At 72.5% G+C, this 17,554-nt stretch carries 21 protein-coding genes; 11 read left to right on the forward strand and 10 right to left on the reverse strand.

Annotated features, from left to right (window positions below):
• Positions 1–2 precede the first annotated feature (2 nt).
• Positions 3–1,265 (reverse strand): 3-phosphoshikimate 1-carboxyvinyltransferase, encoded by a 1,263-nt coding sequence (aroA, locus tag ACWEPX_RS17360; protein WP_451898187.1) that lies wholly within the window; start codon positions 1,263–1,265, stop codon positions 3–5.
• Positions 1,266–1,369: 104 nt separating this feature from the next.
• Between aroA and ACWEPX_RS17365 the strand changes: the two genes are divergently transcribed.
• On the forward strand, positions 1,370–2,119 hold the full coding sequence (locus ACWEPX_RS17365) for an SOS response-associated peptidase (protein ID WP_451898188.1): 750 nt from the start codon (positions 1,370–1,372) through the stop codon (positions 2,117–2,119).
• Positions 2,116–2,727, forward strand: a complete 612-nt coding sequence (locus ACWEPX_RS17370; protein WP_451898189.1) for an alpha/beta hydrolase family protein — start codon at positions 2,116–2,118, stop codon at positions 2,725–2,727. Before ACWEPX_RS17365 ends, ACWEPX_RS17370 begins: the two co-directional genes overlap by 4 nt.
• Here the strand turns inward: ACWEPX_RS17370 and ybaK are convergent.
• Complete coding sequence (gene ybaK / locus ACWEPX_RS17375) at positions 2,724–3,200, reverse strand: Cys-tRNA(Pro) deacylase (RefSeq protein ID WP_451898190.1); 477 nt, start codon at positions 3,198–3,200, stop codon at positions 2,724–2,726. The two genes, ACWEPX_RS17370 and ybaK, sit on opposite strands and share 4 nt — an antisense overlap.
• Positions 3,201–3,379: 179 nt before the next feature.
• Here ybaK and ACWEPX_RS17380 point away from each other — a divergent pair, with 179 nt between their 5' ends.
• Both ACWEPX_RS17380 and rsrA read left to right on the forward strand, forming a co-directional pair.
• The gene (locus ACWEPX_RS17380) at positions 3,380–3,988 is read left to right on the forward strand and encodes a sigma-70 family RNA polymerase sigma factor (protein WP_451898191.1); all 609 of its coding nucleotides are present in this window, start codon (positions 3,380–3,382) and stop codon (positions 3,986–3,988) included.
• 35 nt (positions 3,989–4,023) lie between these two features.
• Positions 4,024–4,269, forward strand: a complete 246-nt coding sequence (gene rsrA, locus ACWEPX_RS17385) for a mycothiol system anti-sigma-R factor (protein ID WP_451898192.1) — start codon at positions 4,024–4,026, stop codon at positions 4,267–4,269.
• Between the two features lie 44 nt (positions 4,270–4,313).
• Here the strand turns inward: rsrA and ACWEPX_RS17390 are convergent, their stop codons facing one another.
• Positions 4,314–4,388 carry a 50S ribosomal protein bL37 gene (locus tag ACWEPX_RS17390; protein ID WP_096498094.1) on the reverse strand — a complete coding sequence of 25 codons (75 nt, stop codon included), beginning with the start codon at positions 4,386–4,388 and terminating at the stop codon, positions 4,314–4,316.
• Between the two features lie 117 nt (positions 4,389–4,505).
• Here ACWEPX_RS17390 and ACWEPX_RS17395 point away from each other — a divergent pair, with 117 nt between their 5' ends.
• The gene (locus ACWEPX_RS17395) at positions 4,506–5,981 is read left to right on the forward strand and encodes a sensor histidine kinase (protein ID WP_451898328.1); all 1,476 of its coding nucleotides are present in this window, start codon (positions 4,506–4,508) and stop codon (positions 5,979–5,981) included.
• Between the two features lie 80 nt (positions 5,982–6,061).
• Here ACWEPX_RS17395 and ACWEPX_RS17400 read toward each other — a convergent pair whose 3' ends face one another.
• Together ACWEPX_RS17400 and ACWEPX_RS17405 are read right to left on the reverse strand one after the other, a co-directional pair.
• Positions 6,062–6,316, reverse strand: a complete 255-nt coding sequence (locus ACWEPX_RS17400; RefSeq protein WP_258904785.1) for a WhiB family transcriptional regulator — start codon at positions 6,314–6,316, stop codon at positions 6,062–6,064.
• A gap of 222 nt (positions 6,317–6,538) precedes the next feature.
• The gene (locus ACWEPX_RS17405) at positions 6,539–7,453 is read right to left on the reverse strand and encodes a diacylglycerol/lipid kinase family protein (protein ID WP_451898193.1); all 915 of its coding nucleotides are present in this window, start codon (positions 7,451–7,453) and stop codon (positions 6,539–6,541) included.
• 289 nt (positions 7,454–7,742) lie between these two features.
• Between ACWEPX_RS17405 and ACWEPX_RS17410 the strand changes: the two genes are divergently transcribed.
• Positions 7,743–8,135 (forward strand): hypothetical protein, encoded by a 393-nt coding sequence (locus ACWEPX_RS17410; RefSeq protein ID WP_451898194.1) that lies wholly within the window; start codon positions 7,743–7,745, stop codon positions 8,133–8,135.
• Here the strand turns inward: ACWEPX_RS17410 and ACWEPX_RS17415 are convergent.
• Positions 8,126–8,596, reverse strand: coding sequence for an N-acetyltransferase family protein (locus tag ACWEPX_RS17415; RefSeq protein ID WP_451898195.1), 471 nt, complete (start codon positions 8,594–8,596; stop codon positions 8,126–8,128). The genes ACWEPX_RS17410 and ACWEPX_RS17415 overlap by 10 nt on opposite strands.
• Positions 8,597–8,609: 13 nt before the next feature.
• A complete protein-coding gene (locus tag ACWEPX_RS17420) occupies positions 8,610–9,164 on the reverse strand; it encodes a histidine phosphatase family protein (RefSeq protein ID WP_451898196.1) in 555 nt (184 codons plus the stop codon).
• Positions 9,165–9,205: 41 nt separating this feature from the next.
• Between ACWEPX_RS17420 and ACWEPX_RS17425 the strand changes: the two genes are divergently transcribed.
• Positions 9,206–9,667, forward strand: a complete 462-nt coding sequence (locus tag ACWEPX_RS17425) for a hotdog fold domain-containing protein (RefSeq protein ID WP_451898197.1) — start codon at positions 9,206–9,208, stop codon at positions 9,665–9,667.
• 85 nt (positions 9,668–9,752) lie between these two features.
• Here ACWEPX_RS17425 and sodN read toward each other — a convergent pair whose 3' ends face one another.
• Positions 9,753–10,160 (reverse strand): superoxide dismutase, Ni, encoded by a 408-nt coding sequence (gene sodN, locus ACWEPX_RS17430; RefSeq protein ID WP_451898198.1) that lies wholly within the window; start codon positions 10,158–10,160, stop codon positions 9,753–9,755.
• Between the two features lie 24 nt (positions 10,161–10,184).
• On the opposite strand from sodN, the gene ACWEPX_RS17435 reads away from it, so the two are divergent.
• Positions 10,185–10,553 carry a S26 family signal peptidase gene (locus ACWEPX_RS17435; protein WP_451898199.1) on the forward strand — a complete coding sequence of 123 codons (369 nt, stop codon included), beginning with the start codon at positions 10,185–10,187 and terminating at the stop codon, positions 10,551–10,553.
• Here the strand turns inward: ACWEPX_RS17435 and ACWEPX_RS17440 are convergent.
• Positions 10,550–11,143 carry a dTDP-4-dehydrorhamnose 3,5-epimerase family protein gene (locus tag ACWEPX_RS17440; protein ID WP_451898200.1) on the reverse strand — a complete coding sequence of 198 codons (594 nt, stop codon included), beginning with the start codon at positions 11,141–11,143 and terminating at the stop codon, positions 10,550–10,552. The genes ACWEPX_RS17435 and ACWEPX_RS17440 overlap by 4 nt on opposite strands.
• Before the next feature lie 359 nt (positions 11,144–11,502).
• On the opposite strand from ACWEPX_RS17440, the gene ACWEPX_RS17445 reads away from it, so the two are divergent.
• The 3 genes from ACWEPX_RS17445 to ACWEPX_RS17455 all read left to right on the forward strand — a co-directional run bounded on the left by ACWEPX_RS17445 (position 11,503) and on the right by ACWEPX_RS17455 (position 15,844).
• The gene (locus ACWEPX_RS17445; protein WP_451898201.1) at positions 11,503–12,687 is read left to right on the forward strand and encodes an NAD(P)-dependent malic enzyme; all 1,185 of its coding nucleotides are present in this window, start codon (positions 11,503–11,505) and stop codon (positions 12,685–12,687) included.
• 63 nt (positions 12,688–12,750) lie between these two features.
• Complete coding sequence (locus ACWEPX_RS17450; protein ID WP_451898202.1) at positions 12,751–15,288, forward strand: EAL domain-containing protein; 2,538 nt, start codon at positions 12,751–12,753, stop codon at positions 15,286–15,288.
• A 73-nt stretch (positions 15,289–15,361) separates the two neighbouring features.
• On the forward strand, positions 15,362–15,844 hold the full coding sequence (locus tag ACWEPX_RS17455; protein ID WP_451898203.1) for an SRPBCC family protein: 483 nt from the start codon (positions 15,362–15,364) through the stop codon (positions 15,842–15,844).
• A gap of 94 nt (positions 15,845–15,938) precedes the next feature.
• On the opposite strand, the gene ACWEPX_RS17460 is transcribed toward ACWEPX_RS17455, so the two are convergent.
• On the reverse strand, positions 15,939–17,366 hold the full coding sequence (locus ACWEPX_RS17460; RefSeq protein WP_451898204.1) for a bis-aminopropyl spermidine synthase family protein: 1,428 nt from the start codon (positions 17,364–17,366) through the stop codon (positions 15,939–15,941).
• Positions 17,367–17,554 lie beyond the last annotated feature (188 nt).

Genomic DNA, 17,554 nt, shown 5'->3' on the forward strand with positions numbered 1-17,554 from the left:
CGCTACCGCTCCAGCATCCGCGCCCACATGTCCGGGAAGTCGGGCAGGGTCTTGGCCGTGGTGCCGATGTCGTCCACGCTCACCCCGGGCACGCGCAGGCCGACGATGGCCCCCGCGGTCGCCATCCGGTGGTCGGCGTAGGCCCGCCACAGCCCGCCGCGCAGCGGCGCCGGCCGGATGGCCAGGCCGTCCTCGGTCTCGGCGACGTCGCCGCCCAGGCCGGTCAGCTCGGCGGCCAGCGCGGCCAGCCGGTCGGTCTCGTGCCCGCGCAGGTGCGCGATGCCCCGCAGCCGCGACGGTCCGTCCGCCAGGGCGGCCAGCGCGGCCACCGTCGGGGCCAGCTCGCCCTCGTCGTGCAGGTCCACATCGATGCCCGACAGCGAGGCCGGACCGCGCACGGTCAGCGCGCCGTCCTCCAGCACCACCTCCGCGCCCATGTCGGTGAGGATGTGGCGGATCGCGTCGCCGGGCTGGGTCGTCGTCGCGGGCCAGCCGGTCACGGTGACGGTCCCGCCGGTCACCGCGGCCGCGGCCAGGAACGGGGTCGCGTTGGACAGGTCCGGCTCCACCGCCCAGTCGCGCACCGCGATCGGCCCCGGCTCCACCCGCCAGGTGTCGGGCTCGGTGTCGTCGACGGCCACGCCCGCCTCGCGCAGCATCGCCACCGTCATCTCGATGTGCGGCATCGACGGCACCGGCGGGCCGTCGTGGCGCACGGTCAGGCCCTTGTCGTAGCGCGCCCCCGACAGCAGCAGACCGCTGACGAACTGCGACGACGCCGAGGCGTCCACGGTCACCGCGCCACCGGGCAGCCCGCCCGTGCCCGCCAGGGTGAACGGCAGCGCGTCCCCCTCGACGGCGGCGCCGAGCCCGCGCAGCGCGTCCAGGATCACGCCCATCGGCCGCTCCCGGGCCCGCGGGTCGCCGTCGAAGCGCACCTCGCCGTCGGCCAGCGCCGCGGCGGGCGGCACGAACCGCATCACCGTGCCCGCCAGGCCGCAGTCCACCACGGCCGGTCCGCGCAGCCCGCCGTGCGCGCCCAGGGTGATCGCGTCGCCGTCGGCGTCCACCGGCACGCCCAGCGCGCGCAGCGCCCCGGTCATCAGGTCCGCGTCCCGCCCGCGCAGCGCGTTGGTGATCCGGGACGGCCCGCCGCTGAGCGCGGCCAGGATGAGCGCACGGTTGGTGATCGACTTGGATCCGGGAATCGCTACCGTGGTGTGGACGGGAGTCGCGGCGTGGGGTGCTGACCAGGGCTGCGGCATGGGCCCCATCCTCGCGCACCGGGCTCCCGAGCAGGTCATCGGCTCGCCGCCGCAGGCGGGCCGTGTCACGATGCGGACTGGCGAGCGGAAGGTGGGCAGCAGGAGTGTGCGGGAGGTACGCGGCCACGAAGGACCCGGCGGCGCTGGCAGCGGAGTTCGACGCGATCGACGCCATCGGGGCCGACGCCCCCCGGGCCGACTACAACGTCGCCCCGACCAAGACCATCGTCACCGTCGTCCAGCGCCACCCGCGCGACGCCGACGGCAACGTCGACGAGACCACCACCGAGCGCACGCTCCGCCTGATGAAGTGGGGCCTGGTGCCCAGCTGGGCCAAGGACGCTTCCGGCGCGGGCCGGATGATCAACACCCGCTCGGAGAGCGCGGCCGAGAAGCCCTCCTTCAAGCGGTCCCTGGCCAGGCACCGGTGCATCATCCCGGCCGACGGCTGGTACGAGTGGAAGCGCGACGGCAAGGTCAAGCAGCCCTTCTACACCACCCCCAAGGACGGCTCCAGCCTGGCGATGGCCGGGATCTGGTCCACCTGGCACGACAAGAACGACCCGGACGCCCCGGTGCTGATCACCTGCTCGGTGCTGACCACCGATTCCGTCGGCCCGCTGACCGAGATCCACCACCGCATGCCGCTGCTGCTCAGCCGCGACGAGTGGAACCCCTGGCTGGACCCCGACCGCACCGACGTCGGCGAGTTCCTGCGCCCGGTGTCGGAGGACGTCGTGGCCGCCCTGGAGCTGCGCCCGATCTCCGACGCGGTCAACAGCGTCCGCAACAACGGCCCCGACCTGCTCAACCGGGTCGACCCGGCCGTCGACCTGGACCTGTTCTCCACATGACCAGCGCCACGATCGACACCCCGCACGGGCCCGCCCGCGCGGAGCTGCACTGCGCGGCCGAGGGCCGGGCGGCGCTGCTGCTCGGCCACGGCGCTGGCGGCGGCATCGGCGCCCCCGACCTGGTGGCCGCCACCCGCGGGGCCACCGCGGCGGGGGTGCACGTGGCGCTGGTCGAGCAGCCCTACCGGGTCGCGGGCCGCCGCGCCCCGGCCCCGGCCGCCCAGCTCGACACCGCGTGGCTGGCCGTGGCCGACCACCTGGCCAAGCTGTGGTTCGCCGACCTGCCCCTGCTCTTCGGCGGCCGCTCCTCCGGCGCCCGCGTGGCCTGCCGCACCTACGCGGAGGGCGACGCGGTCGGCGTGGTCTGCCTGGCCTTCCCGGTGCACCCGCCGGGCAAGCCGGAGAAGACCCGCCAGCCCGAGCTGGACGCGGTCGAGGTCCCCACCCTGGTCGTGCAGGGCGAGAGCGACCCCTTCGGCCAGCCCGCCCCGGCGCACCACCGCGAGATCGTCAGCGTCGCGGGCGACCACTCCCTCAAGCGCGAGCTGGGCGCGATCTCCCGCGCCGTGGAGGAGTGGCTGCACCGCATCCTGCGGCCGCTGGACTAGCGCGCCGCGATCGGCGCCACCGTCGCCGAGAGCAGGGCGACCAGGTCCGCAGCGGCCACCTCGATCTCCAGCCCGCGCCGCCCGCCGGAGCAGAACATGGTGGGGAACTCCAGCGCGGAGGCGTCGAGCACGGTCGGCAGCCGCTTCTTCTGCCCCAGCGGCGAGATCCCGCCCGCCACGTACCCGGTGACCCGCTCGGCCACCGCGACCTCGGCCATCCGCGCCTTCTTCCCGCCGAGCGCCGCGGCCAGCGCCTTGAGGTCCAGCTGGGCGGCCACCGGCACGACCCCGACCGCGAGCGCGCCGTCCACCTCGGCCAGCAGGGTCTTGAACACCCGCTGCGGGTCGACGCCGAGGGCCGCGGCGGCCTCCACGCCGAACGGCTGGCGCGGGTCGTGCTCGTAGCTGTGCACCGAATGCGCGACCTTGCGCTTGACCAGCAAGGCCGTCGCCGGTGTGCCTCGTCCTGCCACGGGGTACCACCCTAGGGAATGCACGTGCCCCGCCACGTGTTCAGCTGGACGTGTCCACCGAACTGCTCGCCGAGCGCCCCACATCACGCCGCACCGGTGGCTCGGCTCACAGCCTGCCTGGGCGCGTCCGGGTAACCTCGGGTGCGCCCCATGCGCACCTGAACACCGAAGGGAGCGCGGTGTCCCGCACGCAGGTCCAGACCGCGGCCGAGCTGGGTGAGCGGTTCGAGCGCGACGCGATGCCGCTGCTCGACCAGCTCTACTCCGCCGCCCTGCGGATGACCCGCAACCCGGCCGACGCGGAGGACCTGGTCCAGGAGACCTACCTGAAGGCGTACTCGGCGTTCGGCTCGTTCCGCGAGGGCACCAACCTCAAGGCGTGGATGTACCGCATCCTCACCAACACCTACATCAACAGCTACCGCAAGAAGCAGCGCCAGCCGCAGCAGTCGCCCACCGACCAGATCGCCGACTGGCAGCTCGCCCGGGCCGAGCAGCACACCTCGACCGGCTTGCGCAGCGCTGAGGTGGAGGCGCTCGACCAGCTCCCGGACAGCGACGTCAAGTCCGCCCTGCAGCAGCTCCCCGAGGAGTTCCGGCTGGCGGTGTACCTGGCCGACGTCGAGGGCTTCGCCTACAAAGAGATCGCCGAGATCATGGGCACGCCGATCGGTACGGTGATGTCCCGCCTGCACCGCGGACGCCGCCAGCTGCGCGAGCTGCTGGCCGACGTGGCCCGCGAGCGCGGGTTCCTACGTAGCGCGAAACAGGAGGTGGCAGGGCCGTGAGCTGCGGGAACCACCACGAAACGCCCTGCTCGGACGTGCTGAACGAAGTCTGGCTGTTCCTCGACCACGAGTGCGACCCCAACCGCCGCGCCGCGTTGCAGCAGCACCTCGACGAGTGCAGCCCCTGCCTGGAGGAGTACGGCCTGGAGGAGCACCTGAAGCTGCTCCTCGCCCGCAAGTGCGGCGGCGACTCCACCACCGCGGAGTTCCGCGAGCGGCTGCGGGCCTCGATCCGGGCCACCGTGATCGAGTACAAGGGCGGCCCCCCGGTCCAGGAGTGAGCGAAGGCCCCCGCCCAGCTGGGCGGGGGCCTTCGTCCATCACGTCAGGCGTTGGGGCGCTTGCCGTGGTTGGCGCCGCCCTTCTTGCGGTCACGACGCTTGCGAGCGCGCTTCGACATCGGATCCTCCAGCTTGCGTCGGGCGCGTTGGCACGAGGTACGGCAACGCGGGTTCGCCCCCGATTCTGCCATGCTTGCATCCGCCCGGAGCACACCCGGCGTCTGGAGGAGCCCGCCCTGTCCACCCTCTCCGACCTGCTGGCCGAGCACACCAACCTGCCCGGCGCCGCCGTCGACCACCTGCAGATGGTCGTCGCCGAGTGGCAGCTGCTCTCCGACCTGTCCTTCGCCGACTTCCTGCTCTGGGTGCCCGTCGACGGCGACCGCTTCGTCTGCGTCGCCCAGGCCCGGCCGACGACCGCGCCGACCGCGCACCCCGACGACGTGGTCTCCTCCTTCATCGAGCGCGCCGAGCACCCGCAGCTGCGCCGGGCCGCCGCCGAGCGGCGCATCTGCCGGGAGGAGGACCCGCGCTGGTACCTCGGGGTGCCGGTGCGCCGCGAGGCCATCCCGGTGACCTTCCGCGGCGACGTGCTGGCCGTGCTGTCCCGGGAGACCAACCTGGCCGTGCCGCGGGTGCCCAGCGGGCTGGAGATCGCCTACCTCGGCATCGCTGGCGACCTGTGCCAGATGGTCGCCGACGGCTCGTTCCCCACCCCGGAGCCGTCCCCGGACGTGCACACCAGCCCCCGCGTCGGCGACGGGCTGATCCGGCTGGACACCGCGGGCGCGGTCGTCTTCGCCAGCCCGAACGCGCTGAGCGCCTACCACCGCATGGGCCACGCCGCCGACCTCGTCGGCACCCGCCTCGCCCCGCTGACCCGCTCGCTGATCGCCGACCCGTTCGACGCCACCGAGATCGCCCAGCGCATCCTGCTCGCCCTCGACGGCAAGCCCAGCATGCGCGCCGAGGCCGAGTCCCGGCGCGGGGCCGCGGTGCTGTTCCGGGCGCTGCCGCTGCGCCCGGGCGGCAAGGCGGCGGGCGCGCTGGTGCTCTGCCGCGACGTCACCGAGGTGCGCCGCCGGGACCGGGCGCTGATGTCCAAGGACGCCACGATCCGCGAGATCCACCACCGGGTGAAGAACAACCTGCAGACCGTGGCCGCCCTGCTGCGCCTGCAATCGCGGCGCACGAGCAGCCCGGAGGCCAAGGAGGCGCTGGCGGAGTCGGTGCGCCGGGTCGCGGCGATCGCCCTGGTGCACGAGACGCTCTCGACATCGGTGGACGAGCGGGTGGACCTGGATGCCTTGGTGGACAAGGTGATCCCGGTCGTCGGCGATGTCGCCGTCGCCGAGAGCCACGTGAAGGTGCGCAAGAGCGGCCAGTTCGGCGTGGTGCAGGCCGAGGTCGCCACCCCGCTGGTGATGGTGCTCACAGAGCTGGTGCAGAACGCCGTCGAGCACGCCTACCCGCCCGGCCGCTCCGGCGAGGTCGTCGTCAGCGCGGACCGCTCGGCGCGGTGGCTGGACGTGGTGGTCTCCGACGACGGCCGGGGCCTGCCGCGCGGATTCTCGCTGGAGCGGGCCAACGGGCTCGGATTGCAGATCGTGCGGACGCTGGTGGAGTCGGAGTTGCGCGGGTCGCTGTCGCTGCGCAACCGGGCGAGCGGCACCGAAGCGGTTCTGCGCGTGCCTTTGTCACATCGGCGTTAGGGAATAGCAGCCATTACGCGCAGAAGCCCGACGCAGGCAATTCTGCGTCGGGCTTCCGCGCGTTCAGCGGTGTTGCAGGCTCAGGCGTTGCTGCGTGCCCTGGTGCGAGCGTTGCGGCGCTTGAGAGCGCGGCGCTCGTCTTCACTCATCCCGCCCCAGACACCTGCGTCCTGACCGCTTTCCAGCGCCCAGGCCAGGCAAGAGGCGGCGACGGGGCAGCGGGTGCAAACGGCTTTCGCCTGTTCGACCTGCGACAGGGCGGGACCGCTCGTTCCCACGGGGAAGAACAGTTCGGGGTCCTCGTCTCGGCAGGCCGCGCGGTGGCGCCAGTCCATTGCTGATTGCTCCTCGCTACGGGCGCGTGCAGACGCGCCACTAGTTCGTCATCCGGTCGTCGGGGTGCTTGTGAATGGTTTCACGAACTGGCGGGATGTCAAGGGTTCATCCCGACCCGGTGAGTGAACTCACCCGAAAGATCGACGTCCGGATGTATCCGGGGTGCAGCGCAACGATCGGGTCTCGGCGACCGGGGACTTCGATCGCAGCAGGCACAACCGTCACACGACGACGGTTACCGCCCTCTCCACCCCGCGGAAACGCACGGCAGCGAACTCGCCGATGAGATCTCCGTCACACTGGAGCTTGACCGGTTCCTTGGCGCTGACCAGCAGGGTGTCGACGTCGTCGCGGCGCAGCAGGTGCCGCCCCGGCCGCACCCCGCGGGCGCTGAGCGCCTGGGCCGCGTGCCGCAGCACCGTGCCCGCGCCGAGCTTGCGCAGGGCGAAGACGCCGAGGCCGTCGTCGAAGGTCGCGTCCGGGTTGAGCCGCACCGGGCGCGGGCCGAGGTAGGTCCACGGGTCGGTGTTGGAGACGAAGACCAGCCGCAGGCCGTCGACGGGGATGTCGCCGGGGAACTCCACGGACAGCTCGTGCCGCTCGCCCTTGAGGTAGCGGGCCAGCGCGGTGCGCGCGTAGAGGCCGGGGCCGGTGCGCTTGCCGCGCTTGCGGTCGACGTCGGCCACCACGTCGGCGTCCCAGCCCATGCCCGCGTTGAAGGTGAACCAGCGCCCGCCCTCGTCGGTCTCCACCCGGCCCAGGCCCACGGCGCGGCTGCGGCCCTCCTCCAGGGCCGTGAGCAGCTGGTGGGTGGCCTCCACGGGATCCCTGGGCAGGCCGAGCGCCCGGGCGAAGACGTTGGCCGAGCCGCCCGGCACCACGCCGAGCATCGGCCCGCCGGGGCCGTCCTGGAGCAGGCCGTTGACCACCTCGTTGACCGTGCCGTCGCCGCCGTGGGCGACCACGAGGTCCACCCCGTCGGTGCGGGCCTGGGCCGCGGCGATCAGCGCGTGGCCCCGGTAGTCGGTCTCCACCACGTCGAGCTTGACCTGGCTGGCCAGGGCGTGGGCGAGCACGTCGCGGCCAGCCGGGGAGGTGGCGGTCGCCTGCGGGTTCACCACGAGGACAGCGCGCATTACCGCAGCGTATGTCACCTGGTCCACTCGCCACGCCGTCGCCCCACCGGAGGGGGTGAGATCCATGCAGTTGGGCTTACCCGCTCCTTCCGACCGACCAATCCCCGATCGGCGAGCCGCACCCAGACGACCGTCTGAACCCGTCGACCACGAGGAAGTTGACGGTTCGATCATCTACCGCCGGTCGCCGCCGGGGCGACCGGCCGTCCGGGTGGCATACGATCGGGTTCCGTGCACGGAACGTCATCACGTGCACGAAACCGCTTCGGGAAGGCCATCGGTCGTGCGTGTGCAGTCTCCCCGGACCGTCTTCGGCGCCGGGCTGCTGGTGTCCCTGCAAGGCGTGTCCGGCCTGGTGTTCGCGGTGGTGGCGCTGGTCAGGGCGCTCGGCGGCACGTCGTCGGAGGGCAACAACGTCTACGGGCAGGCGGCCTACTTCGCCGTGCTCGCAGGCGGCGTGCTGGCCTGCGGCATCGGCCTGGTGCTGGGTCGGCACTGGGCGCGCGGGCCCGCGATCGTGCTGCAGCTGCTGCTGCTCGGCGTCTCCTGGTACGTGATCGGTCCGTCCGGGCAGGTCGCCTACGGGGTGCCGATCGCGCTGGTGTGCGTGGCGGCGCTGGTCCTGCTGTTCCTGCCGCCGTCGGTGGCCTGGGCGCAGGGGCAGGGCCAGGATCAGGACTGACCGAGGGCGGCCAGCGCGTCGTCGGTGAGGCGGAAGACGGTCCACTCGTCCATCGGGATCGCGCCGAGGGACTTGTAGAAGCCGATGCTCGGCTCGTTCCAGTCCAGCACCCACCACTCCAGCCGCTGGTACCCGCGGGCGACGCACTCGCGCGCCAGCTCGGTCAGCAGGGCCTTGCCCAGGCCGGAGCCGCGGTGCTGCGGGCGGACGTAGAGGTCCTCCAGGTAGATGCCGTGGGTGCCGCGCCAGGTGGAGAAGTTGAGGAACCACAGGGCGAACCCGACGACCTCGCCGTCCACTTCGGCCACGTGCCCGAACAGCGCGGGCGTCTCGGCGAACAGCGCCGCGCGCAGCTGCTCGTCGGTGAGGTGGCACTCGTGCGGCATCCGCTCGTACTCGGCCAGCTCGTGCACCAGCCCCACGACCGCGGCCACATCGGACTCCGCGATCCGCCTGATCATCCCGCTCCCCGCCTCAGGTCAAGTTGAGCGCGCGCACCTGCGGCACGCCCCGTTCGTCAGCGAGCACGGTAACGGCCCCCGCCGACAGCGCGAACCGCACCCCGAACGCCGCGGGCTGCCCGATCCACGCCGCGGTGAGCACCCGGCTGAAGTGCCCGTGCCCGACGATCACGGCCGTCTCCGGGATGCGCCCGATCACCGCCTTCGCCCGCGCCTCGACCTCGTCGGCGCTCTCCCCGCCGGGGCACGGGTGCGTCCAGACGGTCCAGCCGGGGACGCTCTGGCGGATCTGCGGGGTGGTGAGGCCCTCGTACTCGCCGTAATCCCACTCCCGGACGTCCTCGGTGATCTCGTCGACGGTCAGCCCGGCTAGTTCGGCGGTGCGAAGCGCTCGCTGCCTGGGGCTGCTGATGACGTAGGGGGTGCCGTCGAGGAGGTCTTTGAGGCGCTGGCCCGCCCTCTCCGCGCCCGCCTCCCCGGCCGCGGTCAGCGGGATGTCGCTGCGCGAGGTGTGCCGCCCGTTCGCCGACCACTCGGTCTCCCCGTGCCGGAGGAGGTAGAGGACCATCGGTTGCCCTTCCTGCCTACTGACGAGTAGCTTCCGCCGCTGTGACTCCGACCCACCGCCTCTGGCAGCGCCTGACCGCCCTCCCGCTCGGCAACCGCCTCTTCTCCATCGGCATGTCCCTGCGCGTGCCCTACTTCGCCACCATCCTGCCGACGGTCAAGACCCTCCGCCCGGGCCACTGCGAGGTGTCCGCCCCGAAGTGGTGGGGCGTCCACAACCACCTCAGGACATTCCACGCCATCGCCGCCTGCAACCTCGCCGAAATAGCCATGGGCATGCTCGCCGAAGCCACGGTCCCACCCACCCACCGCTGGATCCCCAAGTCCATGACGGTCACCTACCTGTCCAAGGCCCGCACCAGCCTCCACGCAACAGCCCACCTCGACGCCATCCCCACCTTCCCCACCACCCCCATAGACCTCCCCGTCCCAGTCTCGATCAGGGACAAGTCGGGCATCGAGGTAATCACCGCCACCATCACCATCCACGTCTCCCCAGCCTGACCAGGTCCAGTTCGGACCCCAGACACGAAACGGCGCCGACCCCCGCCGAAACGGGCAGCCGACGCCGATTCAAAGAACGCCTAGCTCACGCCTGCTTGGTCTCCCAGAAGATCTTGTCGATCTCCGCGATCAGCTCCAGCAGGGCCGCGCCGGTCGCCGGGTCCATCGAGCCCTTGGTGCCGGATGCGCCCGCGGCCTTGGTGGCGCGGTTGAACAGGTCGTGGAGCTGGGGGTACTTCTCGAAGTGCGGGGGCTTGAAGTAGTCGGTCCACAGCACCCACAGGTGGTGCTTGACCAGGTCGCTGCGCTGCTCGCAGATGAGGACGGCCCGGGTGCGGAACTCCGGGTCCTCGTTCTGCTGGTACTTCTCCTGGATCGCCTTGACCGACTCGGCCTCGATGCGGGCCTGGGCCGGGTCGTAGACGCCGCAGGGGAGGTCGCAGTGCGCGGTGGCCTCCAGGCGGGGGGAGAAGAGGCGCGACAGGAGCCGCATTGTTCCTCCAGGGTCAAACGAGGGATGCTCCGACGGGCTCGACCCTACTCCGGGCATGCTGGTGGGGCAGGTGGAGGTGATCGATTGCAACCGCTGGGGCGGTGGCCCGCGCGTCGGGTGCGGGTCCGGGGGCCGTCGATGTCGCCCGCGCTGAGCGACGGCGACACCGTCGTCGCGGTGCGCGGGACGCCCCGGGAGGGGGACGTCGTGCTGGTGTCGTGGCCGTCGCGGCCGCGTCAGCTCAGCGTCAAGCGGGCCGTGCGGGCCGAGGGCGGGGGGTGGCACGTGCGCGGGGACAACCGCTTCGGCTCCACCGACTCCCGCCAGCTCGGCCCGGCCACGGTGCACGCCGTCATCCGGTGGCGGCTGTGGCCCAACCCGCGCCGCCTCTAGGAGCGCAGCTTCTCGTAGAAGGCCAAGCAGTCCGAGTACAGCGGCAGGATGTCCATCGCCTCGGCCAGGGTCGGCGCGGCGAGGTCCTTGGGGGAGAGCAGCGGCTCGATGGACGCGGGCCAGGGCAGCCCGAGCGCCGGGTCCATCGGGTTGATGCCGTGCTCGGCCGCGGGGTTGTACGGCGTCGAGCACAGGTAGTTCATCGCGGTGTCGTCCTCCAGCGCCATGAAGGCGTGCCCGAGCCCCTCGGGCACGTACACCGCCTTGCACTCCACCGCGTCCAGCCGCACCGCGTCCCACTGCCCGAAGGTGGGCGAGCCGACGCGGATGTCGACGATCACGTCGAGCAGGGCGCCGCGGGGGCAGTAGACGTACTTCGCCTGCGACGGCGGCACGTCCGCGAAGTGCAGGCCGCGCACGGTGCCGCGCCGGGACACGCTGTGGTTGGTCTGCGCGACGGCCATCCGGTGGCCCACCGCTTCGTAGATGGCGTCGCCCTGATAGGGGGACACGAACATCCCCCGGTCGTCGGGGAAGGTGCGCGGGGTGAACTCGAAGGCCCCGGCGATGGCAAGTTCGCGTGCGTGCACGCCGAGCAGGGTAGTCGTCGGTGTGGACGCATCGATCCTTCACGCTCCGAACACGTTAACCAGCACTCGCAAACCGGACGGACGTCTTGAGAAACCGCCTCTGACCTGCGAAAAAGCTCTCCCATTTGTGATCCCCGCCGCAGACAACCCCGGCATCGGCTGCCACACTGTGCAGACCGCGGGCGCCGGTCGGCGCCACTTGAACCAGGCCCACACCCCGGGTCCTCTCAGCACCCCAGAGCCGTGAACACGCCCTGGACGCCAGTCCCGTGTCAGCACCCAGGGCTACTTTCCGGCGACACCCCGTTTCCGCGCCGTCGCACGTCAGGGACCAACGGCGCGCGGCAGGAGGGACGCCAATGACCGCATTGAACGAGGACACCGTGACCGCACCCGTCACCGACGAGGAGATCTTCACCGCGCACGAGGGCGGCAAGCTCGGGGTAGCGGTGACCAAGCCCCTCGCCGACCCGCGTTCGCTGGCGATCGCCTACACCCCCGGGGTGGCCAAGGTGAGCAGCGCCATCGCCCGCGATCCCCAGCTGGCCCAGCGCTACACCTGGGCCTCGCGCCTGGTGGCCGTGGTCTCCGACGGCACCGCCGTGCTGGGCCTGGGCGACATCGGCGCGGCCGCGTCGCTGCCGGTCATGGAGGGCAAGGCCGCGCTGTTCAAGACCTTCGGCGAGCTGGACTCGATCCCGCTGGTGCTCAACACCACCGACGTCGACGAGATCGTCGAGACGCTCGTGCGCCTGCGTCCGTCCTTCGGCGCGGTCAACCTCGAAGACGTCGCCGCGCCGCGCTGCTTCGAGCTGGAGGCCAAGCTCATCGAGGCGCTGGACTGCCCGGTCATGCACGACGACCAGCACGGCACCGCCATCGTGCTGCTCGCCGCGCTGCGCGGGGCCAACCTCGTGCTCAACCGCGGGCTGGCCAACCAGCGGGTGGTCATCTCCGGCGCGGGGGCCGCGGGCGTGGCCTGCGCCAAGATCCTGCTGGCCGCGGGCGTCGGCGACGTCACGCTGCTGGACTCCAAGGGCATCATCCACCCCGACCGCGACGGGCTGAACGCCGTCAAGCAGGAGATGGCCCAGGTCACCAACAAGGCCGGGCTGCGCGGCGGCCAGGCCGAGGCGCTCGACGGCGCCGACGTCTTCGTCGGGCTCTCGGCGGGCAAGCTGCCGGTCGAGCTGGTCGGCGCGATGGCCCCGGACCCGATCGTGTTCGCCCTGTCCAACCCCGACCCGGAGATCCACCCCGCGGTGGCCGCCCGGCACGCGGCGATCGTGGCGACCGGCCGCAGCGACTTCCCGAACCAGATCAACAACGTGCTCGCCTTCCCCGGCATCTTCCGCGGCGCGCTGGACTCCGGCGCCCGGCGGATCACCGAGCGGATGAAGCTCGCCGCGGCGGACGCCATCCTGGGAGTTGCGGAAGAGGACCTGGCCGCCGACCGCATCGTCCCCAGCGCCCTCGACCCGCGTGTCGCACCCGAGGTGGCGGCGGCGGTCGCGCGGGCGGCGAAGGAAGACGGGGTAGCCTGAGGGCCGGCGGGATGCTCGGCAGCGGTGCCCCACCCGCCTACTCGAGGGTGGAGGGAACGCGCCGTGGCCGAGCATGTCGTGCGCGGTGGACTGCCCCGGGTCGCGGTCCCGGCCACCGGGTATGACGCCGGTGGCCCGGCCAAGTCCCCGCAGGTGGTCCAGCCCGCCGTCGTCGACCTCGACGACGACCCCGCGGCCGAGCGCGCCCTGCTGCTCGAAGCCCAGCGCATCGCCAAGCTCGGCTCCTGGATGCTCGACCTGGAGTCCGGCGAGCTGTACCTGTCCGAGGGGCTGCGCACGCTCGCCGGGCTGACCGGGGCCGCCTCGCTCGACCAGCTGGTCGACATGGTCTTCCCCGGAGACCGGGACCGGCTGGCCGACTTCCGGGCCAAGCTCGCAGGCCACCGCTCGACCCACCCGATCGAGGTCGAGCTGCGCGATGTCACCGGTGAGCGCGTCTACCTCGTGCGCGCCCGCATGGTGCGCGATGAGCACGAGCGCATCCACGGCACCGTTCAGGACGTCACCAAGGTGCGCCACCTGGAGCGGTTGCTGAGCCAGGAGAGCAGGCTCTTCCGCGAGGCCCAGCGGGTGGCCCGGCTGGGCACCTGGGAGTGGAACACCGAGACCAACGAGTGCCTGTGGTCATCGATGCTCTACGAGCTGGGCGGCATCGAGCCGGGCACGCCGATCCACTACGGCGACTACCTGCGCCTGGTCCACCCCGACGACCGCGGCTGGGTCGACCAGCGCTGGCAGGAGCTGGCCACCACGCATCGCCCGATCGAGTGCGAGCACCGGGTGATCCGGCCCGACGGCAAGCGCCGGGTGTTCCGCATCCGCGGCGAGGCGGCGGGCCCCGACGGCGACCCGCGGGTGATGATCGGCACCGCGCAGGACGTCACCGAGCAGCGCTCGACCGAGACCCGCATGCAGCGCTCCAGCAAGCGCTTCACCGACCTGGTGGCCATCACCCCGGTCGGCATCGGCCTGTTCGACGACGCGGGCAGGCTGGTCGAGGCCAACGAGGCCCTGTGCACGCTGCTGGGCACCGACCTCGACCGGCTGCGCGGGCTCACCGCCGACCAGCTCACCCACCCCGACGACCGCGAGCCGCGGCGGGGCAGGCCGTTCCAGAGCGGCCAGTGCGTGCTGATGGCGGCGGCGGGCAAGCCGGTGTACTGCGAGCTGACCTCCACGGTGTCGGTCTCCGACGACGGGCAGCGGTACTGGCTGGTGGTCTTCGCCGACGTGACCGACCGCCGCCGCGCCGCGGAGCGGCTGCGCTACCAGGCCACCCACGACGAGCTGACCGGCCTGCCCGGGCGCGCTGCGGTCAAGGAGCTGCTGGGCAAGCTGCTCGGCGGCCCGGACTACGACCGCATCGCCCTGCTGTTCTGCGACGTCGACAACTTCAAGCGGGTCAACGACTCCCTGGGCCACGACGTGGGCGACGAGCTGATCACCGCGCTGGCCAGGCGGCTGGAGCGGGGGCTGCCGCCCTCGTGCACGGTGGCCAGGATGTCCGGCGACGAGTACGTGGTCATCTGCTCGGACGTCAACGAGGCGGGCGGGGTCGAGGCGCTGGCCAACACCGCGGCCGGGCTGCTGCGCACGGCGGTGCCGGTGCGCGGGCAGCTCCTGCGGGTCTCGGCGTGCATCGGCGCGGCGGTGCCCAGCGGCCCGGAGACGACCGGGGCCGACCTGCTGCGCTACGCCGACGCGGCCATGTTCGCCGCCAAGGAGCGCGGCACCGGGCGGGTGTCGCTGGCCAGCGCGGCGCTGATCGCCTCGGCCAACAGCCAGATGCTGCTGGAGGGCCAGCTCCGCGAGGCCATCGCCAACGACCAGCTGGTCCTGCACTACCAGCCGGTCGTGGGCTCCGACGGCACGGTGCTCAGCGCCGAAGCGCTGGTGCGCTGGCCGCATCCGGAGCGCGGGCTGCTCATGCCCGGGGACTTCCTGCCGGTGGCCGAGCAGGGCGACCTGCTGGGCGAGCTGGACCGCTGGGTGCTGCGCACGGCCTTCGCCGAGGCGTCGGACTGGCCGCAGCTGGCGGGCGGCACGCTGGGCGGCGGGGTGGGGATCGCGGTCAACCTGGGCGGTCTGGTGCCCGGCGACCCGGATTTCGTCGACACCGTGGCCAACGCGGTGGCCACCACCGGGCTGGCCTGGGACCGGGTCGTGCTCGAACTGGTCGAGACCAGCCTGATCGACCTGCCCTCGCGCAGCCGCGAGGCGATGGACGAGCTGGTCGACCGCGGGGTGCGGTTCGCGGTGGACGACTTCGGCACCGGCTACTCGTCGCTGGCGCGGCTCAAGGAGCTGCCCGCGCAGATCATCAAGATCGACCGCCGGTTCGTCTCCGGCGTGGCCACCGACGCCTCCGACTTCGCCGTCGCCCGCGCGCTGGTCGACATGGCCAGGGCGATGGGCCGCCGGTGCGTGGCCGAGGGCGTGGAGAACGCGACCCAGTTCCACGTGCTGCGCGGGGTGGGCGTGGACGCCTACCAGGGGTGGCTGATGTCGCGGCCGCTGCCTGCCGACCGGTTCCGTGAATTGCTCAAGCAGGGGCCGGTACGGATTCCCAACGGCGCATGAGCGCTGCTCCTGACTTCGCCGGTCGCACGTTCGGATGTTGTTCCGGGGTCTGCGCACTGGTGTGATCTATTCCATGACCGCTATCGCAGTTGAGCCGACCGCCCGCGGACTGGTGACGATCGATGCCACCGCGGAAGAGGTCTGGGCCTACGTCAGCGACCCCGTCCGCATGGCCGACTTCGCCGCCGAGCTGGTGCAGTGCCGGTGGCTCGACGGCGTGGAGAAGGCCGAGGTCGGCGCCCGGTTCTCCGGGGCCAACCGCAACGGCTGGCGCCGCTGGACGACGATCTGCACGGTGACCGAGGTGGAGCCGGGCCGGCGGTTCGCCTACGAGGTGCACACCCCGTTCCGCACGCCGATCTCGCGGTGGGAGTACGAGATCGAGGAGACCGAGGCGGGCTGCCGGGTCACCGAGTCCAACTGGCTGCTGGTGCCGCAGTGGTTCATCCCGTTCGCCATCATGATCACCGGCGAGCCGGACCGGGTGGGCCTGAACATGGCCAACATCGCCACCACGCTCCAGAACCTCAAGCTGCACCTGGAGCTGGGCCGCTGACTCCACGCAGCGTGATGATCGTTCGCCCGATCGTGTCCTGTCGAACGGGCGTTCGAAGCGGCAATATGGAGCTATGACTCCAGTTAGCTCGTGCTCAGCCCAGCAGCGCCGCGATGCGGTGGCGGGGCAGGTCGATCAGCCGTTCGTCGGTCAGGTCCGGGGCCAGTTCGGCCACCTTGGCCCGCGCGTCGCGCTTGGTCAGCGCGCCGCCCGAGGCCCGGATCAGGGCTTCCCGCCAGATGTTGGCCAGCTTGCCGTGCGGGCGGTCCAGCAGCGCCGCCGCGACCCCCTCGGCCTCGACCGGGGTGGCGGTGACGACGGCGTGCCTGCCGTCGGCGACGCTGCGCTGGAACGCCACCCGGAACTTGGCCGCGACCAGCGCGGCCAGCGCCTGCTGCCCGGCCTGGTCGGCGATGTCGGGGTGGTTGTTGGCGACCAGCGCGGCCACGGGCGTGCGCGGGGCGGCGATGAGCACCCGGGTCAGCCACGGTCCCGGGTCGGCGGTCAGGTCGAAGGCCAGCGGGCCGCGCGCGGGGTAGGGGTCGGCCCACCCGGGCGGGGTCGGCGCGGCGGCGCCCGAGCGGTCGAGCAGGGCGGCGATGGCGGCGGCCGGGGCGCCGGTGGACTCGATCGACTGGGGGCCGTGGGTGTAGATGGCGGTGTCGGCCTTGCGCACGGCCGCCGCGGCCTGGTTGGGCGATCCGCTGGTGGGCTGCAGGACGTAGAGGTCGGCGGCGCTGCCCACCGCCTGCGCGCCGTGGTAGCGGTTGAACCCGGGCAGGACGGCCTCGCTCACCAGGCCGAGGCCGAGGATCTCCTTCTGCACCTTCAACCCCAGCGCGGGGGCCAGCGGGCTGTAGCCGTAGGCGGCGATGATCCGGCCGTCGCCGCGCACGGCCTGCACGGCGCGGGCCAGGAACAGCCGCATCCCCTCCGGGGTGTACGGCGGGTCGGTGAACACCAGGTCGCCCTGCACGGCGGGCAGGCCGAACCGGAAGTCGGCGTGCAGGCAGCGCACCGGCAGCTTCCGGGCGCGGGCCACCTCGTCGACGTAGGCCAGCAGGCGCTCGTCCACGTCGACGACGGTGGCGGTGAGCGACGGGCGGGCCAGGCAGGCGGCCAGCGCGGTCAGGTCGTGGTCGCCGATGCACACCAGGTGCGCGCCCGCGAGCTCGTAGGTCTCATCCAGCCACTCGGCGCGGCGGCGCAGGGTGGCGAGGTCGGCTTGGACGTGATCCAACGCACGCAGCGGCCGGGGCACGCCCGCCAGCACCTCGGCCAGCTCGTCCAGGCTGCCCCGGGGCGCCGGGTCGGGCAGCGCCACCCCGGGCCGCAGGCGCCAGGTCTGGTCCCGGCGCTCGACGTCGGCGCAGGCCAGCAGCTCCTCCACGGTGCGCCGGGGGACGGCGGTGGCCCGGACCAGGGTGTCCAGCGGCTGCCAGCCCGCGGCGAGCAGCTCGACGGCGGGGCGCAGCGCCCGGGCGTGGACGCCCCGCGCGGCCAGGAACGAGGTCAGGGACACCCCGCCGAGCTTACGGAGATTGCGCCGACTGGCCGATCATGGCCTACCGCTATCCGGGATGACCTGCCTCTGTCACCGGCAGGCGTTAGGGTCGGGCGTCGCGAGCACGGCCGGCGAGGTGCCGTCCCGACCCCAGGGGGTGTCTTGTGGAACCCACCGGTGCGCTCCGCGCCCGGATGGTCCCCGGC

It is taken from the genome of Actinokineospora sp. NPDC004072 (assembly GCF_053604195.1).